The organism is Mesorhizobium sp. AD1-1, from assembly GCF_020164655.1.
Classification (GTDB): Bacteria; Pseudomonadota; Alphaproteobacteria; order Rhizobiales; family Rhizobiaceae; genus Mesorhizobium; species Mesorhizobium ciceri.
On sequence record NZ_JAIUGP010000002.1, the window covers coordinates 56,400 to 76,477 of the forward strand.

Annotated in this window: 21 protein-coding genes; 3 read left to right on the forward strand and 18 right to left on the reverse strand. The window is 62.6% G+C overall.

What is annotated here, in order from left to right; genetic code table 11:
* Positions 1–6: 6 nt before the first annotated feature.
* Positions 7–1,359 (reverse strand): phosphoglucosamine mutase, encoded by a 1,353-nt coding sequence (glmM, locus tag LB519_RS03745; protein WP_013529155.1) that lies wholly within the window; start codon positions 1,357–1,359, stop codon positions 7–9.
* 368 nt (positions 1,360–1,727) lie between these two features.
* Between glmM and LB519_RS03750 the strand changes: the two genes are divergently transcribed.
* Both LB519_RS03750 and LB519_RS03755 read left to right on the forward strand, forming a co-directional pair.
* Positions 1,728–2,564 carry a hypothetical protein gene (locus LB519_RS03750; RefSeq protein WP_063169197.1) on the forward strand — a complete coding sequence of 279 codons (837 nt, stop codon included), beginning with the start codon at positions 1,728–1,730 and terminating at the stop codon, positions 2,562–2,564.
* Between the two features lie 242 nt (positions 2,565–2,806).
* Positions 2,807–3,259 (forward strand): hypothetical protein, encoded by a 453-nt coding sequence (locus LB519_RS03755; protein WP_013529153.1) that lies wholly within the window; start codon positions 2,807–2,809, stop codon positions 3,257–3,259.
* A gap of 246 nt (positions 3,260–3,505) precedes the next feature.
* Here the strand turns inward: LB519_RS03755 and ftsH are convergent, their stop codons facing one another.
* The 10 genes from ftsH to ybgC all read right to left on the reverse strand — a co-directional run bounded on the left by ftsH (position 3,506) and on the right by ybgC (position 14,047).
* A complete protein-coding gene (ftsH, locus tag LB519_RS03760; RefSeq protein WP_013529152.1) occupies positions 3,506–5,434 on the reverse strand; it encodes an ATP-dependent zinc metalloprotease FtsH in 1,929 nt (642 codons plus the stop codon).
* A gap of 125 nt (positions 5,435–5,559) precedes the next feature.
* Positions 5,560–6,933: a tRNA lysidine(34) synthetase TilS gene (gene tilS, locus LB519_RS03765; RefSeq protein ID WP_063169198.1), complete on the reverse strand. Its 1,374-nt coding sequence runs from the start codon at positions 6,931–6,933 to the stop codon at positions 5,560–5,562.
* A gap of 57 nt (positions 6,934–6,990) precedes the next feature.
* Positions 6,991–8,100: a tol-pal system protein YbgF gene (ybgF, locus tag LB519_RS03770; protein WP_027162518.1), complete on the reverse strand. Its 1,110-nt coding sequence runs from the start codon at positions 8,098–8,100 to the stop codon at positions 6,991–6,993.
* 220 nt (positions 8,101–8,320) lie between these two features.
* Positions 8,321–8,827, reverse strand: a complete 507-nt coding sequence (gene pal / locus LB519_RS03775) for a peptidoglycan-associated lipoprotein Pal (RefSeq protein ID WP_013529149.1) — start codon at positions 8,825–8,827, stop codon at positions 8,321–8,323.
* A 270-nt stretch (positions 8,828–9,097) separates the two neighbouring features.
* Complete coding sequence (locus LB519_RS03780; protein WP_224618753.1) at positions 9,098–9,448, reverse strand: four helix bundle protein; 351 nt, start codon at positions 9,446–9,448, stop codon at positions 9,098–9,100.
* A 39-nt stretch (positions 9,449–9,487) separates the two neighbouring features.
* Positions 9,488–10,798, reverse strand: a complete 1,311-nt coding sequence (tolB, locus tag LB519_RS03785) for a Tol-Pal system beta propeller repeat protein TolB (protein ID WP_013529148.1) — start codon at positions 10,796–10,798, stop codon at positions 9,488–9,490.
* 40 nt (positions 10,799–10,838) lie between these two features.
* On the reverse strand, positions 10,839–11,996 hold the full coding sequence (locus LB519_RS03790) for a TonB family protein (RefSeq protein WP_013529147.1): 1,158 nt from the start codon (positions 11,994–11,996) through the stop codon (positions 10,839–10,841).
* 7 nt (positions 11,997–12,003) lie between these two features.
* Positions 12,004–12,456, reverse strand: a complete 453-nt coding sequence (gene tolR, locus LB519_RS03795) for a protein TolR (RefSeq protein WP_013529146.1) — start codon at positions 12,454–12,456, stop codon at positions 12,004–12,006.
* A 10-nt stretch (positions 12,457–12,466) separates the two neighbouring features.
* The gene (tolQ, locus tag LB519_RS03800; RefSeq protein ID WP_013529145.1) at positions 12,467–13,177 is read right to left on the reverse strand and encodes a protein TolQ; all 711 of its coding nucleotides are present in this window, start codon (positions 13,175–13,177) and stop codon (positions 12,467–12,469) included.
* A 399-nt stretch (positions 13,178–13,576) separates the two neighbouring features.
* Positions 13,577–14,047 (reverse strand): tol-pal system-associated acyl-CoA thioesterase, encoded by a 471-nt coding sequence (ybgC, locus tag LB519_RS03805; RefSeq protein ID WP_013529144.1) that lies wholly within the window; start codon positions 14,045–14,047, stop codon positions 13,577–13,579.
* Between the two features lie 57 nt (positions 14,048–14,104).
* On the opposite strand from ybgC, the gene LB519_RS03810 reads away from it, so the two are divergent.
* On the forward strand, positions 14,105–15,355 hold the full coding sequence (locus tag LB519_RS03810; protein WP_224618755.1) for a glycoside hydrolase family 5 protein: 1,251 nt from the start codon (positions 14,105–14,107) through the stop codon (positions 15,353–15,355).
* Between the two features lie 12 nt (positions 15,356–15,367).
* Here LB519_RS03810 and LB519_RS03815 read toward each other — a convergent pair whose 3' ends face one another.
* The 7 genes from LB519_RS03815 to LB519_RS03845 all read right to left on the reverse strand — a co-directional run bounded on the left by LB519_RS03815 (position 15,368) and on the right by LB519_RS03845 (position 19,989).
* Positions 15,368–16,264: a metallophosphoesterase gene (locus LB519_RS03815; RefSeq protein ID WP_127366286.1), complete on the reverse strand. Its 897-nt coding sequence runs from the start codon at positions 16,262–16,264 to the stop codon at positions 15,368–15,370.
* A 160-nt stretch (positions 16,265–16,424) separates the two neighbouring features.
* The gene (gene ruvB / locus LB519_RS03820) at positions 16,425–17,462 is read right to left on the reverse strand and encodes a Holliday junction branch migration DNA helicase RuvB (protein WP_013529141.1); all 1,038 of its coding nucleotides are present in this window, start codon (positions 17,460–17,462) and stop codon (positions 16,425–16,427) included.
* Between the two features lie 43 nt (positions 17,463–17,505).
* Complete coding sequence (gene ruvA, locus LB519_RS03825; protein ID WP_127366285.1) at positions 17,506–18,126, reverse strand: Holliday junction branch migration protein RuvA; 621 nt, start codon at positions 18,124–18,126, stop codon at positions 17,506–17,508.
* A 15-nt stretch (positions 18,127–18,141) separates the two neighbouring features.
* Positions 18,142–18,555: a type II toxin-antitoxin system VapC family toxin gene (locus LB519_RS03830; RefSeq protein WP_013529139.1), complete on the reverse strand. Its 414-nt coding sequence runs from the start codon at positions 18,553–18,555 to the stop codon at positions 18,142–18,144.
* 2 nt (positions 18,556–18,557) lie between these two features.
* Positions 18,558–18,809 carry an AbrB/MazE/SpoVT family DNA-binding domain-containing protein gene (locus LB519_RS03835; RefSeq protein ID WP_013529138.1) on the reverse strand — a complete coding sequence of 84 codons (252 nt, stop codon included), beginning with the start codon at positions 18,807–18,809 and terminating at the stop codon, positions 18,558–18,560.
* Positions 18,810–18,870: 61 nt separating this feature from the next.
* Positions 18,871–19,380, reverse strand: coding sequence for a crossover junction endodeoxyribonuclease RuvC (gene ruvC / locus LB519_RS03840; RefSeq protein WP_127366284.1), 510 nt, complete (start codon positions 19,378–19,380; stop codon positions 18,871–18,873).
* A gap of 75 nt (positions 19,381–19,455) precedes the next feature.
* Positions 19,456–19,989: a DUF1465 family protein gene (locus LB519_RS03845; RefSeq protein ID WP_013529136.1), complete on the reverse strand. Its 534-nt coding sequence runs from the start codon at positions 19,987–19,989 to the stop codon at positions 19,456–19,458.
* Positions 19,990–20,078: the final 89 nt, after the last annotated feature.

The window sequence follows — 20,078 nt, forward strand, 5'->3', positions numbered from 1 at the left end:
TGGGGGTCAGGCGGCGCTGCGCGTTTCCGAGATGATGTCCACGATGCCATTCACCACGGACTCGACCAGTTGCGGGTCGTCGCCCTCGGCCATCACGCGGATCAGCGGCTCTGTCCCGGATGGCCGGATAACCAGCCGTCCGGTCTTGCCGAGCCGGCTACGCGCGTCTTCGATGGCGGCCTTGACCGGCGCCTCCTCGAGCGGCTTGCCGCCGGAAATGTGAACGTTCTTCAGGAGTTGCGGCACGGGTTCGAATTTCTTCGACAGTTCGCTGACCGGCCGGCCCTGCCGCTTGATGCAGGCCAGCACCTGCAGCGCCGAAACCAGGCCGTCGCCGGTGGTCGAAAAGTCGGACAGCACGATATGGCCCGACTGTTCGCCGCCGACATTCAAGCCATGCGCGCGCATATGCTCGACGACATAACGGTCGCCGACCTTGGTGCGGTGCAATTGCAGCTTCATGTCGCCGAGGAAGCGTTCGAGGCCCAGATTGGACATGACGGTTGAGACGACACCGCCGCCGGCAAGCCGCCCGCTCTGGTGCCAGGATTCGGCGATCAGCGCCATGATCTGGTCACCATCGACGATCGCGCCGTTTTCATCGACGATGACGACGCGATCGGCGTCGCCGTCGAGCGCGATGCCGATATCGGCGCGCACTTCGTGCACCTTCTTTTGCAGGCCGGCCGGGTGGGTCGAGCCGCATTCCTTGTTGATGTTGAAGCCGTTGGGCTCGACATTGATGGCGACGACTTCGGCGCCCAGTTCCCACAGCGCCTCGGGCGCCACCTTGTAGGCCGCGCCATTGGCGCAATCGACGACGATCCTCAAGCCCGCGAGCGACATCGAGCGCGGCAAGGTGCGCTTGGCGAATTCGATGTAGCGGTCATGCACGCCGTCGACGCGCTTGGCGCGGCCAAGCCCGTCGGAGTCGGCGAGCGCCAGTTCGATATCCCTGTCGAGCATGCTCTCGATGCGCTCCTCGATCTCGTCGGAGAGCTTGTAGCCGTCGGGTCCGAACAGCTTGATGCCGTTGTCGTAATAGGGGTTGTGCGAGGCCGAGATCATGACGCCGATATCGGCGCGCAGCGAACGCACCAGCATGGCGACAGCCGGCGTCGGGATCGGGCCGAGCAGGAACACGTCCATGCCGGCGGCACAAAGACCGGCGACCATGGCATTCTCGATCATATAACCGGAAAGCCTGGTGTCCTTGCCGAGCACGACACGATGTCGATGGCTGCCGCGCTGGAAAGAAAGGCCGGCGGCCATGCCGACCCGCATCGCGATTTCAGCGGTCATCGGAAACTTGTTGGCGCGTCCGCGAATGCCGTCCGTGCCGAAATAATTCCCTGCCATGCCAGTCAGCTTCCTCGACGTTTCTTCCCCGGCACGTCATGCCACAAGTGGCCAGGGCGCTATGATCACATTGTGTGATTATACGTTACCAATCCTTAGAAAACCATTGTTGTGCACTGCACACAACGTGGCCGCAACCTGACATGCCCAGACTGCCATGCTGCAATATACAAGTCATTCGAGCCTTTCAGCGCGGATGCACCAGGAAAATCTTGCTCTGAACCAGGCAACGGACAACGATTTCATCACCTTATCGGGAGAAGCCGATTTTCGGCGATATATACGCCACTTAGCATCTGGCGCAACCGACCGTTGAGCGTTATTGATTTGCAGGGACGTATCATGGGCTGCTGCAACGGAGAAACGCTATGCTCATCCACCGACTTGCCACTTTGACCGGCCTCGCCGTCGCGACCTTGTTCCTGGCCGCGCCAGCCAACGCACTGACGATGGCCGAGTGCAGCACGAAGTATAACGCCGCCAAGGATGCGGGGACACTGGCCGGAGCGACCTGGAACCAGTTCCGCAAGGCTCAGTGCGGTACCGACGCCGCAGCGACGACCGACGCCAAGCCGGCCGATGCCAAGAAAGCGACCGACACCACGAAGGCTGCCGCCGCGGCGGACGACAGCACGGCCAAGGGCCTGACGGCGAAGGAATGCAGCACCAAGTATCAGGCGGCGAAGGCTGCCGGCACGCTGAACGGCATGAAGTGGAACGACTTCCGCAAATCCGAATGCGCCGCCGGTGCATCCGCCGCTGCCGCCGCCAAGCCGGCGACCACCAAGGCCGCCGCGGCTCCCGCCGCTCCCGCAGACAATGGCGGCAAGGGCCTGAGCATGGCCGAATGCAGCACCAAGTATCAGGCCGCCAAGACGGCCAACACGCTGAACGGCATGAAGTGGAACGACTTCCGCAAGACCGAGTGCGGCGCAGCCGCCTCGGATGACGACACCGTGCCGGCCGCCGACGAGGCGAGCTACACCAAGGAGCCGGCGAAGCCGACGACGGCTGCGCCCAAGGGCGTCACCTTCCCGTCCGCGATCTCGCCGAAATATACCAGCGAGACCCCCGGAAAGGGCCGTATGCACACCTGCCTCGACCAGTACTATGCCCTCAAGGACGCCAATTCGCTTGGCGGCCTGAAGTGGATCCAGAAGGGCGGCGGCTTCTACAGCCTGTGCAACGCCAAGCTGAAGAGCTGATCGCTTAGCCATAGTCTCCAAACAAAGGCCCGCGCATCGCAAGATGCGCGGGCCTTTTTTGTTGCGCGAAGACGCACACTGCCTTGCTCGCATCTGCATGTCGCCGGGCTGCCGGCATCATCAATTCGCCTACACTGCCCACCGCCAAGCTCATCGGTAGTCCGTAAAGATTCTGGTTGAACATATAGAGAACAAACCATATACAAAAAGACGTCAAACTTATTATCAACCAGGAGGGTCTTATGCACGGTTTGAAATTGGCGGTATTGGCTGCGACCGCATTTGTCGCTTGGAGCGTCGCCCCCGCAAGCGCACTGACGATGAAGGAATGCGGCGAGACCTATCGAACAGCCAAGGAAGGCGGCACTCTGAACGGCATGGACTGGACGGCTTTTCGCAAGGAGAAGTGCGCGACATCAGCAGCGGACAGTGTCAGCGAGGATACGGTCAAAACCGAGCCGCAGACGAAAAAAGAAACCAGCGCGGCGGTCGCCCCCACTGTAGCGCCCGCGGGCGTGACATTTCCGACCACGCTGGCCGCCGAGTTCAAGACCGAAAAGCCCGCGAAGGCGCGCATGAAGACCTGTCTCCAGGGCTACCATGGCAACAAGGACGCGGGCACGTTGAACGGCCTTCGCTGGATCCAGAAGGGCGGCGGTTATTACAGCCTGTGCAATGCCAAGCTGAAGAGCTGAGCGACAAGACATCTGAAGAAGAGAAGGCCTGCGAACCGCAGGGTTCGCGGGCCTTTTTGTTGCCTTCGAGGGCACGCCAGCGGCGACGTTGCCAATCTCCCCCTTGTGGGGGAGATTGGCTATCACCTAGACTTTCGCCAATCGTCACCGTCGCAGATGCGAGGTCGCGGACAACTCCTCCCCAACGCCAAAAACAAAAAACGCCGCGGAGCAAGCCGCGGCGTTCGATGAAATCGGTGGCCGAACTCAGCTCGACGGCTGTGGTTCCATACCGCCTTCGGGCTCAGGACCCTTCTTGCGGCGGCCGCCGGACTTCGGCACGGCCGAGCCACGACTTGGCGGCGTATCGTCGCCGAGGTCGCGTGCGGGCTTGTGGCCGGCGATCAACTGCTTGATCTCCTCGCCGGACAGCGTCTCGTATTCCAGCAGGCCCTGAGCCAGCGCGATCCATTCCTTCTTCTTCTTGGTCAGGATGGACTTCGCCGACGAATAGGCCTCATCGATCAGGCGGCGCACTTCGGCGTCGATGATCTGCGCCGTTTCTTCCGAGACGTTCTGCGTGCGTGCCACCGAATGGCCAAGGAACACTTCTTCCTGGTTGTCGCCATAGGCGACATGGCCGAGCTTGTCGGAAAAGCCCCAGCGCGTGACCATGGCACGCGCCAGCTTGGTCGCCTGCTCGATATCCGAAGAAGCTCCGGAGGTGATGTTCTCCTTGCCGAACTTGAACTCCTCGGCGACACGGCCGCCCATCATGATGGCGAGCCGCGAGATCATGTATTTGTAGCTCATCGAATAGCGGTCGCCTTCGGGCAACTGCATGACCATGCCGAGTGCACGGCCGCGCGGGATGATGGTGGCCTTGTGCAGCGGATCGGCCGACGGCACGTTGAGCGCGAGGATGGCGTGGCCGGCCTCATGGTAGGCGGTCAGTTCCTTCTCGGCCTGCGTCATGGCCGACGAGCGGCGCTCGGCGCCCATCATGATCTTGTCCTTAGCGTCCTCGAATTCAGCCATGGTGACGAGGCGCTTGTTGCGTCGTGCCGCCATCAGCGCGGATTCGTTGACGAGGTTCATCAGGTCGGCGCCGGAGAAGCCAGGCGTGCCGCGCGCGATCACCTTGAGGTCGACGTTGGGCGCCAGCGGCACGTTGCGCACATGCACCTTGAGGATCTTCTCGCGGCCGACGATGTCAGGGTTCGGCACCACGACCTGGCGGTCGAAGCGGCCTGGCCTGAGCAGTGCCGGATCGAGCACGTCGGGCCGGTTGGTGGCAGCGATCAGGATGATGCTTTCGTTGGATTCGAAACCGTCCATCTCGACCAGCAGCTGGTTCAGCGTCTGCTCGCGTTCGTCATTGCCGCCGCCGAGGCCGGCGCCGCGATGACGGCCGACTGCGTCGATTTCGTCAATGAAGATGATGCAGGGCGCGTTCTTCTTGGCCTGGTCGAACATGTCGCGGACGCGGCTTGCACCGACGCCGACGAACATCTCGACGAAGTCAGAACCGGAAATGGTGAAGAACGGCACATTGGCTTCGCCGGCAACCGAGCGCGCGAGCAGCGTCTTGCCGGTTCCCGGAGGGCCGACGAGCAGCACGCCGCGCGGAATCTTGCCGCCGAGCCGCTGGAACTTCTGCGGATCGCGCAGGAACTCGACGATCTCTTCCAGATCTTCCTTGGCTTCGTCGACGCCGGCAACGTCCTGGAAAGTGACGCGGCCATGCGCTTCGGTGAGCAGCTTGGCCTTCGATTTGCCGAAGCCCATCGCGCGGCCGGAGCCGGACTGCATCTGGCGCATGAAGAATATCCAGACGCCGAGGATGAGGATCATCGGCAGCCAGGAGATCAAATAGCCGAACAGCGAATTGGAACCGTCCGTTTCAGGCCGTGCATTGATGGTGACGTTCTTGTCCTGCAGCCGCGAGACCAGCGAAGGATCGCCGGGCGAATAGGTCTGGAAACCGCTGGAATTGTCGGTGTAGGTGCCGCTGATACGAGCGCCAGCAATGGTCACCGTCTTGACCCGCCCCGCCGCGACATCCTGCAGGAACTGCGAATAAGGCACATCGCTGGAAGCCCCTCGCGTCTGCGGCGTCTGGAACAAATTGAACAGGGCTATGAGCAGGACCGCTATGATCGCCCAGAGCGCGAGGTTGCGATAGTTCGGATTCATCAATTGTCCCGTTGGCGTCCGCGAGGCGGACACGCGTCATGAGAGGAAACTTGCGCCTAACATAGGGAGAGCGTCCCCCCTTGCCAAGCAGAACAGCACGTCTGGGTTAAGCTTTCGCGCAACCCTCAGCCGGCACTGTGGCCGCTGAAAGGCAAGGGCGGGACCGGGGCCGCGCCAATCAGCCCGGCGACGGCCCGCGCCAGCGCTAGGTCGAAGGATGGCAGGAAGCGGCCGAAGGGGGCAACGACCGGCCGCACTTCCACCGTCGCGGACTTCAGTCCATATCCAGGCAAACCAAGGCATTCACCGGCCTGCCACACCGCCGGTTCGGCCGCGAGCGCGGCGCGCATCAGGCTCGACGGGGTTTTTCCTTCACCCGTCGCGAGCCGTTTCGCCGCTGCCGTGCCTAACGGGGCAATCAACAATGCGCTGCTGCTGTCGTTCAATGTGATGTGCCGGCGGCCGTCCCACAGGGTGCTGCCGGTGGCGGCAGCGGCGGCGGGCAGTCCGCGCGCCTCGCGGCGCAGGAATATGCCGGAGCGCCGGGAATCGACAACCGTCCGCGACAATGTGGCGCAAAGAAATCCAGCCCTCAGCCGACCGAACAGAGCCTCGCTGCGGGCCTGATCCGGCAGGAAGGCAATCCCGCCGGTCGTGGCCAGAAGGATGCGCAACGCATAGACGGCCGCCTGCTCGTCACCGGAGGAGAGCAGGCACGGGTCGAGGCGGATGAGGCCGATGGCTGGCTGGCTGGCGAAGCCATCGATCAAACCGGCTGCGCTGGCGCCAAGCTGCCTGCGCTCGAGGGCGGCCTGGCCCGCGAGCATCAACATGCCCTTCACATGCTCGACACTCTCGCCGGCAAGTGCGGCCCGCACACGCGGCCGCTCGAAAGCCGCGTCGTCATTGGTCGGATCGTCAGCCCAGCCGACATTTTGACGGCGCAGGACGTCGCGCAATGCCGCGCGCCGCACGCCGAGGAGCGGCCGCACGATCCAAATGCGCCAGTCATAGAGGGTGGCCGGCGCCATGCCGGCAAGTCCCCGGCCGGCCATGCCGGCATGGCCTTGGCCCTCGTCCCGCGCGTGCCGCATCAGCACCGTTTCCGCCTGGTCGTCGGCGGTATGGCCGGTGAGGATCATGCCGATGCCTTCCGCTTGTGCCGCCTCGGCTAGCAGCCGGTAGCGCGCCTCGCGAGCGGCGGCGGGCAGACCGGTCGATGGCTTTGGACCCGACCATGTCAGGATGCGGTGTGAAATTCCGAGCCTGGCGCACAGCTTCGCCACTGTTTGCGCTTCCGCAGCCGAACCGGACCGCAAACCGTGGTCGATCGTCACCGCCAGCAGCCTGGTTGCCGGCGCCCTACGTTCGAGATGGTGTTTGAGAAGAAGGAGCAGGGCGGTCGAGTCGCTGCCGCCGGACACGGCCGCAACAGCGCCGCTGGTAAAATCGATATGCGAAAAAGGGTTAGTCGAGAGGTCCGGCTCGGTGTCGAGCATGATGCATGTCGCCCAAAAGTGATCCCGGTTTCAGGACAACGACATGTATGACAAGGATCAGCAGGCAGCCAGAGCCTTCTCCTGCTTGACGCGTTCCTTGAGCGCGCTGGAAATATCGGGGTAGCGCTTGCCGACCTCGCTGAAAGTGGCGCAGGCAACGTCATGCTGCTTGAGGCCGACCAGCGACACGCCGAGCTTCAGCAACATATCGGGAGCTTTCTTGGCCTTGGGGTAGTCCTTGCTGGCGGCAAGGAACGTCTCGGCCGCATCGCGGTATTTCTGCTGGCCGAGCAATGACTCGCCCAGCCAGTAATGCGCGTCCGCGGCCTTCGCATCCTTGGGGAAGCGGGCGATGTGGTCGCGAAAACCCTGCTCGGCGGTGCCGTAGTCGCCCGAGAGGATGAACTGGTATGAGTTGCGGTAGAGCTCTTCCGGATTGTTGGTGGCGGGCAACGCCGCGACCACCGTATCGGATTTGCCGGCCTTGGGCGCCGCCCCGGCGACTGGCGCGGTATCCTGCGCCGGCGCGGTCGATTGTGTGTTGCCGCCGGCATCGATGACATTGCCGTTCTTGTCGACGGTGATGCTGCCGAAGGTCTTTTCCGGCGCTCCCGTACCGGGAATAACCTTGCCGGGGTCGCCATCCGGAGATTCGACGATGACGTCCTCGACCGTCTTGCCGACTGCCGATTGATCGTTGGCGGGCTCGGCGCCGGCATCGGCCGGCGCCCGTGTTGCCGGGGCCGCCGCCACGTTGTTGTCGGTGCCGGTGGTGGCGTCCGATTTCTTCTGCGCCGGCGGCTGTCCGCCTTGCGTGCCGCCACCTTCCAGCTGCTGGAAGCGGAATTCATTATCTTCCTGCTGCTTGCGGATCTGCTCCTGCATTTGCAGGACCTGGAAATTGAGTTCCTCGATCTTGCCGTTCATCTGCCGCAGCTGCTCTTCCAGGCTGGTGACAGCGGTAGGATCGGACTGCACCAGCTGAACCTGGTCCGGTTTCTTCTTTTGACCAAAAAAGCCGGGCAATTCGATACTGGGAAGATGGAAGGTAAAGCCGCTGTCGGTTGATTGCCCTGTGCCGCTCGCCCCGGTGCCGCTAGCCAGGGCGGTGACGCCTGATAGGAGCAGCAGCGCAAGCGTGCCGCTCAGAACCGATCTCAAATGCATGTGCCTCTCGCAGTGATTTCGTTAGCTTGTTCGCGCCTTCCAATCAGAATGGGACCAGCCAAGCGCCCTCGGCTCATAGCAGGAGCCGAGACTTCGGCCAAATTTTGTTTCGGGCATCCGGATATGAAAAAGGCGGCCCCAAGGCCGCCTTTCGCACAAGTATGTTGCATTTTTACCGCTAGACGGCCACGCGTCCTTTGACGCGCCGGTCCATGATGCCTCAGGAGCCAGCGCCGCTAAGCGTAGTGACCGCGCGGCGATTCTGCGACCAGCAAGAGATGTCGTCGCAAACCGCGACCGGACGTTCCTTGCCGTAGGAAATGGTCTTGAGACGGCTGGCCGAGACGCCCTTGGCGACAAGGAAGTCACGGGTAGCGGCTGCGCGGCGGGCGCCGAGCGCCAGATTGTATTCGCGCGTTCCGCGTTCGTCGGCATGGCCTTCGACGACGATGGCATACTGCTTGTACTGGTTCAGCCACTGTGCCTGGCGCGAGAGCGTCGTCTGCGCGTCGGCACGGATCGAGGTCGAGTCCGTATCGAAGAAGATGCGGTCGCCAATGTTGACGGTGAAGTCCTGCGCCGATCCGGGTGTTGCGGCGCCGGCGCCGTTAAGGCCAAGATCGGCCGCGTTGTTCGGCGTCTTTTTCGAGGCGCAACCGGCGATGGCGAGCATCGCCACCAGCGCGATCATGACCGGGTTTCTGGTAAGTGCTGCAATACGGCCCATGCCGCCTCTCCTTCGTAATTCGAGTGGTCTAATTTGAGTGATTTCGTTGATCACCCAGTAACCACGTTTGGGTTAACCGGCATTCAAGAAACACGGTTAAATTTTGGTTTAAGCTGCCCGTCCGCAGCCATTGGCCATGAGCCACAGTTGGCGCGGACCCTAGGCGGAAATACGGCCAAAACGCGACAAAGAGATGGAAAAGAGGAATTGAAGAGTTGGGGAATTGAGGAACTGAAGAGAGAATTCACTTCAGCTTTTCTCTCAGATTGATCAGCATGCCGTAGATATGGGCATAGGATCGCAGCCAATCGTCGTGTTGTGCCTGGCTGATGTATCCAAGGTCGAACGCTTAGGAAATCCACGTCTCCACTTCGCTGCATGACCCATTGCCATCGAAATGAACCGCGCGAATTCGGGTTTGGAGTGAGTCTGCTTGGCAAATCCCTCAGCCAAATTGGCGCAGATTCCCTTGCTGGAGCGACGCAACTGATCAGCCAGTGCGTATTGCTCCATTTTCGGGAAGGCGAGCGTAGCTTTATGCACGTCAAGAGAGACCACATAAGCGCGCTTATAAACCTCTAGATCCTTCGCACGCTTGATGTGGCCGCCCGCCTTCTCCATTCTTCAGTTCTTCAATTCCCCAGTTCCTCAGTTCGTCTCTTACTCCAGCAGCGGCGACCAGGCAGGGTCCGAAGCGAAGTTCGCCGTCGGGATCGATTGCTCGTTGCGTCCGGTCAGATCGACCGAAACCAGTTTGGGGCCACCGGCGGAATCGCGGAAGAACATCAGCACGCGGCCATTCGGCGCCCAGGTCGGTCCCTCCTGCTGGAAGCCGGAGGAGAGGATGCGCTCACCCGATCCATCGGTCTTCATGACCCCGATCTGGAATTCGCCGCCGGTCTGCTTGGTGAAGGCAATCAGGTCGCCGCGCGGCGACCATACCGGTGTCGAATAGACGCCGTCGCCGAAGGAGATACGGGTCTGGCCCGAACCGTCGGCGCCCATCACGTAGATCTGTGCGCGGCCGCCACGGTCGGAGGTGAACACCACCTTGCTGCCGTCGGGCGAATAGGACGGCGAGGTGTCGATGGCGGTCGAGTTGGTCAGCCGCGTCGTCGAGCGGCTGCGCAGGTCCATGGCGAAGATGTTGGAATTGCCGTCGTCGCGCAGCAGGCTCATGATCACCTTCTGGCCATCGGGCGAAAAGCGCGGCGCAAAGGTCATGCCTGGGAAATTGCCGACCAGTTCGCGTTGGCCGGTCTCGATCTGCAGCAGGTACACCCGCGGCTGACCGCTTTCATAGGACATGTAGGTGATTTCCTGCCGGTTCGGCGAGAAACGCGGCGTCAGCACGATCGACCTGCCGTCCGAAAGATAGCGGACGTTGGCGCCGTCCTGGTCCATGATCGCGAGGCGCTTCTTGCGCGCATTCTTGGCGCCGGATTCGTCGATGAAGACGACGCGGGTGTCGAAATAGCCTTTTTCGCCGGTCAGCCGCTCATAGATGGCGTCGGCGATGATATGGGCGACACGCCGCTGATTGGCATCGTTGGCGAAGAACTGCTCGCCAGCCATCTGCTGGCCGGCAAAGGTATCCCACAACCGGTACTGGGCGCGGATGCGGCCGTCGGCTTCCTTGCTGACGCTGCCCGTGACCAGCGCCTGAGCGTTGATCACCTTCCAGTCGTCGAAGCGCGGTGCTGCATCGGGGTTGGTGATTTTCTCGATAAAGGCGCTCTTGTCGATCGGAGCGAACAGACCCGAACGCTTCAAATCGGCGGTGACGATCTGCGAAATCTGCGCCCCAAGCGCGTCGCCGCCCTGGAAATCCGTGATGGCGATCGGCAGCGGCTCGACGTTGCCCTTGTTGACGTTGAGCTCGACGAGCGCCAGCGCCGGCAACGTGCCTGCCGCGGTCATGCCCATCGCCATTGCTGCGACCATCAGGAGCGGCTTGAGGATTGATTTCATGTCTTCTCGCTTCTCGTACTGATTTTCGGATGACAGGGCCTTAGAGGCCGAGCATCTCCCTTGGATCGAAGGTGACGCGGACGTCGGCCCAGATGTCCTGCTTGCCGGCGGGAACTTGCAGGCCGGTGACATCGCATTTTTGCACCGCACGAACGGCACTTTCGTCGAACTGGCGATTTCCGCTCGACTTTTCGACCGCCGGGCGCCCGTCCAGCTTACCGGATGCATCCAGGTTGAACCGCACCACGACGAGGAAGTTCTCGGAACCTTCAAGGCCGACAGGAAGGGTCCAGCAGCCGCCGAGCTGGCTTTCCAGGGCACCCATTTCGGACCTGGAGAGCTTCTGACCTTGGTCCTTGTCGCCGCCGAGCGACGCCTGCTGGGTCGAGCGCTTGGCGCCGCCGCCGGATGGTTTCTGCTTGTCGAGGAGCGCGGAGATCTCGTCGGCGTTGAATTGCTTGTCATCGGATTTCGGCTTCGACGACGCTTCCTTGACCGGCTTGTCGGCGTCCTTGCGCTCCGGCGCCTTGGCGCTTTCGGCCTGCGCCGGCTGCGGCTTCGGCCGCGCTTCCGGCGCGGGAGCGGAATCCGGCAGCTGCGTCGCCTCGGCGGGCGGCTCCTGCGCTATGGCTTCAGCGACGGCGTCGGGCTTGACCTCGGGCGTCGGATCGATGGCAGCGGTCTTGTCCTGCGGCGGCGGGGTCGGCGCCGGCTTGGCCGGTGTCGGCTTGGGATCGGCCTGCTTGACCGGCTCGGGCTTGACCTCTTCCTTGGGCGTCGGCGCCGGCGCCACTTCCGTTGCCGGGGTAGGCTTGGGCTTCTCCTGCGGCTTCGGCACGTCCTCAGGCTTCGGCTTTTCGATCGGGGTCGGTGCGGGCGGCGGAGCCGAGGTCATGTCGACGGGCTTGGGCTTGGCTTCCGGCGTTATCGGCTTGTCGGTATCGACACTGTTCTCACCGACCTTCTGCGCATCCGGCACAATGTCCGGGCGCTGCGTCGGCACAGGGGCCGGCTTTTCATGCATCACGGCCTTTTTGTCGCCCTGCAACGTCTGCGCAATGGCTTCCATCGGCACGATATCGACCGCGACCGACTCGACGTCGGACGACGGAAGTGCCGCCGGCGCCGTCAGCGTGAACAGGCCGAAGGTCAGCGCCGCCGTATGCAAGATCACCGATGTGGTGAGGCCGGTCTTCATCGCGCGTCTACTGGTCCTGTTCCTGCAGTGAAACCAGGCCGATGTTCTTGTAGCCGGCGGCCGAAATGCGGGCCATCACCTTCATCGCCGTACCATAGTCGGTGGACTTGTCGCCGCGGATGAAGATGCGCTCCTCATAGCCGGTCTTGGAAATTGCCTGCAGCTTGGCTACCAGTTCCTCGATCGGGATTTCGGTTTCCTGCAGGTAAATCTGGCCGGCGGCGTTGATCGAGACGGTGATCGGCTGCGTGTCGGCATTCATCGCCTTAGCCTGCGTATCCGGCAGGTCGATCGGCACGCCGACCGTCAGCATTGGCGCCGCGACCATGAAGATGATCAGCAGCACCAGCATCACGTCGACCATCGGCGTGACGTTGATCTCGGACATCAGTGCATGGTGACGGCCGCGCCGCCTGTGGCCGCGCCCGCCGCGTCCTGCCATGCCCATGGACATACCCATCTGCTACTCCTCAGGCCTTGGGGGCCACTTTTTCATCGATTTGGCGCGAGAGTATGGCGGAGAACTCGTCGGAGAACCCTTCCATGCGCACGGCTATCTTGCTCGCATCGGACGACAGCTTGTTGTAGGCGATGACGGCGGGAATGGCGGCGAGCAGGCCGATGGCCGTCGCCAGCAGCGCTTCGGCGATGCCCGGCGCAACCACGGCGAGACTGGTATTCTTGGAGCCGGCGATCGCCTGAAACGACGTCATGATGCCGATGACGGTGCCGAACAGGCCGATGAAGGGTGCCGCCGAGCCGGTGGTGGCAAGGAAGCCGAGGCGGCCTTCCAGCTTTTCCATCTCGCGGGTCAGCGCCAGGTCCATCGCCTTGTCGATGCGGGTTTGCAGGCCGAGCGGCGACTTGGCGCCCTTCTCGAAACTCTTCTTCCACTCGCGCATGGCCGCCACGAAAATGGCGCCCATGCCGGTGGTCTTGCGATCGGCGAGCGTGCGGTAAAGCTCCTCCAGCGACTGCCCCGACCAGAACACCTGCTCGAACCGGTTGAGCGCCAGCCGCATGCGGGCATAGGAAACCAGCTTGTCGACGATGATCGCCCAGGTCCAGACCGAGGCGCAGAGCAGGCCGATCATGACCAGCTTGACCACCCAGCTGGCCGAAACGAACAGCGACCAAACCGACAATTGCGCGCCCGGATCGGCGAGTGCGATATTTTCCATCGTTACGTCCTTAAGATTTTCCGGGCGAAGCTGGCGGCTGGCCCCTGGCATCCCTTGTGGTCGGTTCGCACGAAGCTACCGGAACAACCCCAAACTGTGCCGTTGTCGGCCTTTTCAGGGCAAATATTGGTGAAAGGAAGGCGTTCGATAACGCCAATCTTCACCAATCTCTTCATGAACCGTTATGGTTAAGGATGGGTTAGTATATAAGGCGCGGCGCATTGCCACGCCCGCACAGTTGTAACGCCATCATCCAAGCGCGAAGTCAGGATGGGTTGAGATTCAGGTCAGGCCGAGCCGAAAGCGGCGGTTTCCGAGAACCGGAGCGGAGGGTACTTGAAGCACCCGAGCACCGGAAGCGCAGGGAATCACCGTTTGCAGGCCGGCATCACCTGAATATCATCCCATCCGGGGCATGAATGCCGCCACCCATTCCTTGGGAAAGCGCCTTGGGCGGCCATTCTCGCCGATGATCGCCGCCTCGACCTTGGCCTCGACCAGCACCTCGTCGCCGCGCTTGAGCTGTTGCGCCATGAAGATGCGCGCGCCGGAAATCTCCTCGGTGCGGGTGTCGACGGTCAGGATGTCGTCGATGCGGGCCGGGCCGCGAAAGTCGATCTCCATGCGGCGCACCACCCAGACTATTCTTTCGCCATGCTTGCCGTCGGCAAGCTCTGTGTGGTGCACGCCGGTCAGCCTGAGATAGTCGGAGCGGCCGCGTTCGAAGAATTCGAGATAGCGAGCATGATAGACGACGCCGGAGAAATCGGTGTCGGCATAATAGACCCGCGCCATCAGCCGGTGGCCGAACGCCGTCAGCGCACCGGAAAGCCCGGCCAGCAGCGTCGCCGATTCACCATGATCGCCCATTGCGCTTCCTTTTTCAGCCCCGACGAGGCACCTGTTTCCCGCGTGACACAGCATCGGATGGCACTGTTGACGGCGATGATCAAGACTTTGATGGCGGCGCTGTTCGTGTTGGTGGCTTTGGCGCTGCCTGGCCAGACCGCGACATTCTCGATGAAGCGCGGCCTCAATCTCGACCAGTGGGTCACCTGGCCCGGCGAGGACCAGTGGGGCGACGCCAAGGCCATCCTGCCCTATCCGGAGTGGCGGAAATTCCTTGGGGAGGACGACCTCAAGGCGTTGAAGGATGCCGGCTTCGATTTCCTGCGCATGCCGGTCGATCCATCGCCCTTTCTGTCCGACCAGACCGTGGCCTTGCGTGACGATCTCTATGCCAGCGTGCTGGACTCGGTGCGCATAATCAACCGCGCCGGGCTCAAGGTGATCGTCGACATGCACCTGATCCCGGCCGGCGGCAGCCGCAAGATCGGAATGGCTGAAGTGATGGGCGACCCACGGACCTTCGACGCCTATGTCGAGATGGTCCGCAAGATGGCCCGCACGCTGGCCAGCGAAGATCCCGCCCAGGTCGCCTTCGAGCCCATGAACGAACCGATCGTGGACTGCGACAGCGACGGCACGAGCCTGTGGCCGGACCGCCAGCGCAAACTGTTCGCGGCGGCGCGATCCTCGGCTACGAAACTGACCCTGGTGCTGACCGGCGCCTGCTATTCCGCCGCGAGTTCGTTGGAAAAGATCGACCCGAAGACGATTCCGGACGACAACGTCATCTGGACCTTCCATTCCTACGATCCGTTTCTGCTCACCCATCAGGGCGCAACCTGGGCCGGAGACTTCATTCCTTACGTGACCGGCCTGCCCTATCCGCTGAGTGCGGTGCCCAAGGCGCAGCTCGACGTGACGCTCGACACCATCCGCGCCAGGATCAAGGCCGAGGCGCCTTGGACACGGCAAAGCGGCCTGCTTGCCTATCTCGATGAACAAGTTGCCAGCATGGACAGCCCCGACAGACTGCTCGGCTTGATGGATGCGCCGTTCGAAAAGGTCGAGGCGTGGGCGAGGGCCAACGGCGTCAAGCCTGGAAACATCACGCTGGGCGAGTTCGGCATGATCCGCCAGGAATACGGCAATTCCTATGTGATGCCCGCTAGGTATCGGGCCGCCTATATCAGGGACATGATCGCGCGTGCCGAAGCACATGGCTTCTCATGGTCGGTGTGGAGCTATGGCGGCGCCTTCGGCATCGTCGATGCCTTCAACGGCGACAAGGCCGAGCCGGATGTGATGGACGCGATCAAATCGCTTCACTGAGGCGATCTGGATTTAGCCAAGGTCGATCGACAGGATTTCCGGCCGCATCCCGAAACGCACCGGCAATATGCTGAAACCGAGCCCGCCGGAGACGATCAGATTGCGATCCTTCTCGACGACGTGGCCATAGGCGTAGCGGTTGCCGAAACGCGATGGCACGACCGGCGAATAGCCGAACAGCCGAATTTGTCCGCCATGGGTGTGGCCGGACAGGGTCAGCGAGACGCGCCACGGCACTTTCGGAAAAATATCCGGCTCGTGCGCAAGCAGGATGATGGGCGAGGTGTCGCTGACCTTGGCCAGCGTGCCGTCGAGATCGTCCAGCCCCGTGAAGCCAGCGCGGTCCCTGATCGGCAGCAGAGCGAGCTGGTCGGCGAGCCCGGCAATCCAGACACCATGCCCATCCTTTTCCAGGCGCACGACATCGTTCTCCAGCACCGGAATGCCGACTTTCTCCAGGGCCTTGCGCGCTACGGTCGGGCCGGCCCCGGCGCGCTGCGCGAAGCCATCTGCCCACCAGTCATGGTTGCCGAGAATCGAGAGCACGCCGAGCGGTGCCCTGAGGTTTGAGAGGGCGGAGGCCCATTGCGACGGCGTCACCGGGCGGGTCACCAACGGCATGCCGGCGATATAATCGCCGAGCAGGACGATGACGTCCGGCTGCAGGGCATTCGCGTCTTCGACAAGTGAGGCGATCCGCTCCGGCGTCATCCATGGCCGGCAGGCATGGATATCGGCAAGCGCGACGATGCGCAGCTTCAGGCCATCAGGCCAATGCGGCGGCGTTAGCGCATAGCGTTTCACATGCGTCAGCAGCATCGGCTCTATGCCGGCCGCATAGGCGCTGAACGCGGCAACCGACAGAACCGACCCGCCGATGAAGCGCAGGAATCCGCGTCTGGTGATCATTGCGTGGCTCCGGCAAACCATCGGAGCGAGATTGCCCCGGGATGGCACCGCCACCAGAGCCGACGAATGCGCCGGCAAACCGACGAAGCCGAGGATATTTTGCGCAGGCCGCTCACAGATCCTTTGTCGGCCCGGAACCTGCGCCTGATCGCCCTGAGCGCTATTCTTCCTGGAACAGGTTGATCTGCTGTTGCGCCAGATCCTTCGGCGCGTCGAGGCCGAGATGGCGCCAGGCATTGGCCGTCAGCATCCGGCCGCGCGGCGTGCGCTGGATGAAACCCTGCTGGATCAGATAAGGCTCGATGATGTCCTCGATGGCGTCGCGCGGCTCTGACAGGCCGGCGGCGATCGTCTCGATGCCGACCGGCCCGCCGCCGAAATTGCGCGCGATCATGCTGAGGTACCGGCGGTCGAGCGCGTCGAGGCCGAGCGCGTCGACTTCCAGCCGGGTCAACGCTTCGTCGGCGATCTTGCGGTCGACATGGCCATCGCCGGCCACCGAGGCGAAATCGCGCACACGGCGCAACAACCGGCCGGCGATGCGTGGCGTGCCCCGCGCGCGCCGCGCGATCTCCAGCGCGCCGTCGTTGCCGAGCGGCATTTGCAGGATACGCGCGCCACGCCGCACGATCTGCTCCAGCTCCTCGACCGTGTAGAAATTGAGCCGTACCGGAATGCCGAAACGGTCGCGCAGCGGATTGGTGAGCAGGCCAAGCCGCGTGGTGGCGGCGACGAGGGTGAAGCGGGCGAGGTCGATCTTGACCGAGCGCGCCGCCGGGCCTTCGCCGATGATCAGGTCGAGCTGAAAATCCTCCATCGCCGGATAAAGGATCTCCTCCACCGCCGGGCTCAGCCGATGGATCTCGTCGATGAACAGCACGTCGCCTTCCTCGAGATTGGTCAGCAGCGCGGCAAGATCGCCGGCCTTGGCGATGACCGGACCCGAGGTCGAGCGGAAATTGACGCCGAGCTCGCGCGCCATGATCTGCGCCAGCGTCGTCTTGCCGAGACCAGGCGGCCCGACGAACAGCACATGGTCGAGCGCCTCGCTGCGGCTCTTGGCGGCCTCGATGAACACTTTGAGATTGGCCCGCGCCGCCGCCTGGCCGACGAAATCGTCGAGCGTCTGCGGCCGCAGGGTCTGCTCGGCATCCTCGCCGCGTTTTTCCGGTGCAATCAAGCGGGGCGACAGGCTCATGCCGCCTTCCTTGCACACGGCAAGGGGCTGAACAAGCGGCGGCTCACCGCGCAAGTTCCTTCAGCCCAAAGCGAATCAGCTTCGGCGCATCGGCATCCTCGCCCGCCGTCTTCAGCGCCGCCGCCACCGCATTGGCGGCCGTGTCGCGCGAATAGCCGAGATTGACCAGCGCCGAGACCGCGTCGGTGATCGGCGCGGATGCCACGCCGTCGCCGAGCTCCTGTTTCAGGCCGATGGTGCCCGAAGCGGTTCCGGCATAGGCCGGCGCCTTGTTCTTCAGTTCGGTGACGATGCGCTCGGCCACCTTCTTGCCGACGCCGGGTGCGCGAGAAACCATGGCGATGTCGCGCAGCGCAATCGCATTGGCGAGATCTGCCGGCGCCAGCGTCGACAAGATGGCCAGCGCCACCTTGGCGCCAACGCCGGGAACATTGTTCATCAGCAGCCGGAACCACTCACGCTCGAGCTGCGATTGGAAGCCGTACAGCCGCAGCATATCCTCGCGCACATAGGTCTCAATGAACAGCACTACTAACTCGCCGGGCGAAGGCAGCGCCGCCAGCGTGCGCGCTGAACAATAGGCGACGTAGCCGACGCCATGGATATCGATGAGGCAATGATCCTCGTCGACCTCGTCCAGCGTGCCCTTGAGCTTGCCGATCATTGGACGCAATCCCCGTTAGGGATGAGTATCGGGCGTGATGAGCTCGACATCTGGAAAGTACTTTCTGAAACCTGCGGGATCGCGAGTAAGAATGGGATAGCCTCGGATGGCAGCGTGAGCCCCAATCAAGAAGTCGGGCATCACCTTCTCTCGAGGTCCGCCCAACCGCCGATAGACCGAGAACGCTCTCGACGCAGCAAAGGCCGCCTCGAACGGGAGACTTTCGCGCCGGAACTCGTCTTCAGGCAAGGCATCATCGACATCGTCTATCGCCTCATAGCGCATCGAAAACTCGGCGTAGATAATCTGATTGATGACCAGGCTGCCTTGCTCGAGGGCAGACACCATTTTGGACCACGACCACTTTGACCAGACGGGATCGCGAACGGCGATATCGACAAGCACGTTGGTGTCGACAAGCGTCGCCAAGATTAGCGATCCCGGGTCAAAGCCATGACGGCATCGGCATTCATTGTCTGATCGCCGCTGCCCTCAAGCCGATCGAGCGCAGCAAGAAAACGATCGAGTCTTTCGCGGTCGGCCAACCGCCCCTTGTCATGCTTCGGCGTGATCGTGATCTTGCCGCCCTCGATGCCGAAGATGACTTCGCTGTTGGCGCCAATCCCAAATGTCTCCCGCAGATCCCGTGGGATTGTCACTTGGCCTTTGCTCGTCACACGCATGAAACACCCCTTTCTTACAAGTAAGGATTATTCCAACCCGACGAACAAGTCAAGAACATCGCTAACCAGCGAGCGCCATCCGGTAAGCCACGCTTTGCCGGTGATGCACGTGGCAGATGGCGATGGCAAGCGCGTCGGCGGCATGTTCGGTATCGAAGACGGCTTTCGGCAACAGCACCTTCACCATCATGTGGATCTGCTTCTTGTCGCCATGCCCGACGCCGATCACCGCTTTCTTGACTGCGTTAGGCGCATATTCGGCAACGACGAGGCCGGCACGCGCCGGCACCAGCATGGCGATGCCGCGTGCCTGACCGAGCTTCAGCGTTGCCACCGCGTCCTTGTTGACGAAGGTCTGTTCGACCGCCGCTTCGTGCGGCATGGCGGCATGCAGGACTTCGGCAAGCCCGTCATGCAGCTGGCATAGCCGCGTTGCCAGCGCGGCCTTATCGTCTGATTTCACAGTGCCGGAAGCAATGAAGCGCAGCGAATTGCCGAGGCTTTCGACGATGCCCCAGCCGGTGCGCCGAAGCCCGGGATCGATACCGATGATGCGAATCGCTTCCGCCATTTGCCGAGTTTACCTCCGGCGGACAGCGATGCCAGCGAAATGTGAACAAACCGGAAACAGAAGGCGGACCGCGGTCTAACCCCGAGCGAAAGCCGTGTTGAGCAGGCTGATCTGGTCGGAAACCGGGTTGGGGCGGCGAGCCATCGGTTGCATGTCGACCATGGCGCCGGAGCCATAGATCTCGTCGTCCATGCGGCGCACCAACGCTTGCAGGCGCAGCGAGCGGGTGACGAGGTCGAGGAAATCCTCGGGCAGTTCGGCCCAACCGGCGGCTTCGTCATGGGCGGAAGCGGTGTCGAGGCGCACCTTGGACTTTTCCGATGCCACCTGGTCACGGGTCATCTCGCCGGAATTGGCGGCGCGCTGCAAAAGCAGCCAGGAGGCAACCTGCATCAGCCTGGTGGTCAGCCGCATCGATTCGGCCGCGTAGAGCGTGGCGGCCAGCCGCGACAGCTTCTTCGCCTCGGCCCGGCCCTTGCCGTCGAGATATTCGGCGGCCTGTTCGACCAGACCCATGCCTTCCTGGTAAAGCGGCTTGAAGGATTGCGAGAAAACCCGGCGTTCCGCCAGCTTGACGGTTTTCGCACTGCCCTTCGAAGGCTCGTTCATTGATACGCCCCTGCACTTGCAACCGGCCGATTCGGCTCCCTGCCGATACACCCGGAACCCTATCTGACTGAAGCTTGAAAATGCGCTTC

Excerpts from the sequence above, each read along its gene's own strand:
- LB519_RS03790 (WP_013529147.1), bottom strand. The coding sequence starts at position 11,996 with ATGAAGACCGGCCTCACCACATCGGTGATCTTGCATACGGCGGCGCTG.
- LB519_RS03845 (WP_013529136.1), bottom strand. The coding sequence starts at position 19,989 with ATGAACGAGCCTTCGAAGGGCAGTGCGAAAACCGTCAAGCTGGCGGAA.
- tolR (WP_013529146.1), bottom strand. The coding sequence starts at position 12,456 with ATGGGTATGTCCATGGGCATGGCAGGACGCGGCGGGCGCGGCCACAGG.
- LB519_RS03755 (WP_013529153.1), top strand. The coding sequence starts at position 2,807 with ATGCACGGTTTGAAATTGGCGGTATTGGCTGCGACCGCATTTGTCGCT.
- ruvA (WP_127366285.1), bottom strand. The coding sequence starts at position 18,126 with ATGATCGGCAAGCTCAAGGGCACGCTGGACGAGGTCGACGAGGATCAT.
- tolB (WP_013529148.1), bottom strand. The coding sequence starts at position 10,798 with ATGAAATCAATCCTCAAGCCGCTCCTGATGGTCGCAGCAATGGCGATG.
- ruvB (WP_013529141.1), bottom strand. The coding sequence starts at position 17,462 with ATGAGCCTGTCGCCCCGCTTGATTGCACCGGAAAAACGCGGCGAGGAT.
- LB519_RS03750 (WP_063169197.1), top strand. The coding sequence starts at position 1,728 with ATGCTCATCCACCGACTTGCCACTTTGACCGGCCTCGCCGTCGCGACC.
- LB519_RS03780 (WP_224618753.1), bottom strand. The coding sequence starts at position 9,448 with ATGGAGAAGGCGGGCGGCCACATCAAGCGTGCGAAGGATCTAGAGGTT.
- ftsH (WP_013529152.1), bottom strand. The coding sequence starts at position 5,434 with ATGAATCCGAACTATCGCAACCTCGCGCTCTGGGCGATCATAGCGGTC.
- pal (WP_013529149.1), bottom strand. The coding sequence starts at position 8,827 with ATGGGCCGTATTGCAGCACTTACCAGAAACCCGGTCATGATCGCGCTG.
- LB519_RS03810 (WP_224618755.1), top strand. The coding sequence starts at position 14,105 with ATGGCACTGTTGACGGCGATGATCAAGACTTTGATGGCGGCGCTGTTC.
- LB519_RS03815 (WP_127366286.1), bottom strand. The coding sequence starts at position 16,264 with ATGATCACCAGACGCGGATTCCTGCGCTTCATCGGCGGGTCGGTTCTG.
- ruvC (WP_127366284.1), bottom strand. The coding sequence starts at position 19,380 with ATGGCGGAAGCGATTCGCATCATCGGTATCGATCCCGGGCTTCGGCGC.
- ybgF (WP_027162518.1), bottom strand. The coding sequence starts at position 8,100 with ATGCATTTGAGATCGGTTCTGAGCGGCACGCTTGCGCTGCTGCTCCTA.
- glmM (WP_013529155.1), bottom strand. The coding sequence starts at position 1,359 with ATGGCAGGGAATTATTTCGGCACGGACGGCATTCGCGGACGCGCCAAC.
- ybgC (WP_013529144.1), bottom strand. The coding sequence starts at position 14,047 with ATGGGCGATCATGGTGAATCGGCGACGCTGCTGGCCGGGCTTTCCGGT.
- LB519_RS03835 (WP_013529138.1), bottom strand. The coding sequence starts at position 18,809 with ATGCGTGTGACGAGCAAAGGCCAAGTGACAATCCCACGGGATCTGCGG.
- tilS (WP_063169198.1), bottom strand. The coding sequence starts at position 6,933 with ATGCTCGACACCGAGCCGGACCTCTCGACTAACCCTTTTTCGCATATC.
- tolQ (WP_013529145.1), bottom strand. The coding sequence starts at position 13,177 with ATGGAAAATATCGCACTCGCCGATCCGGGCGCGCAATTGTCGGTTTGG.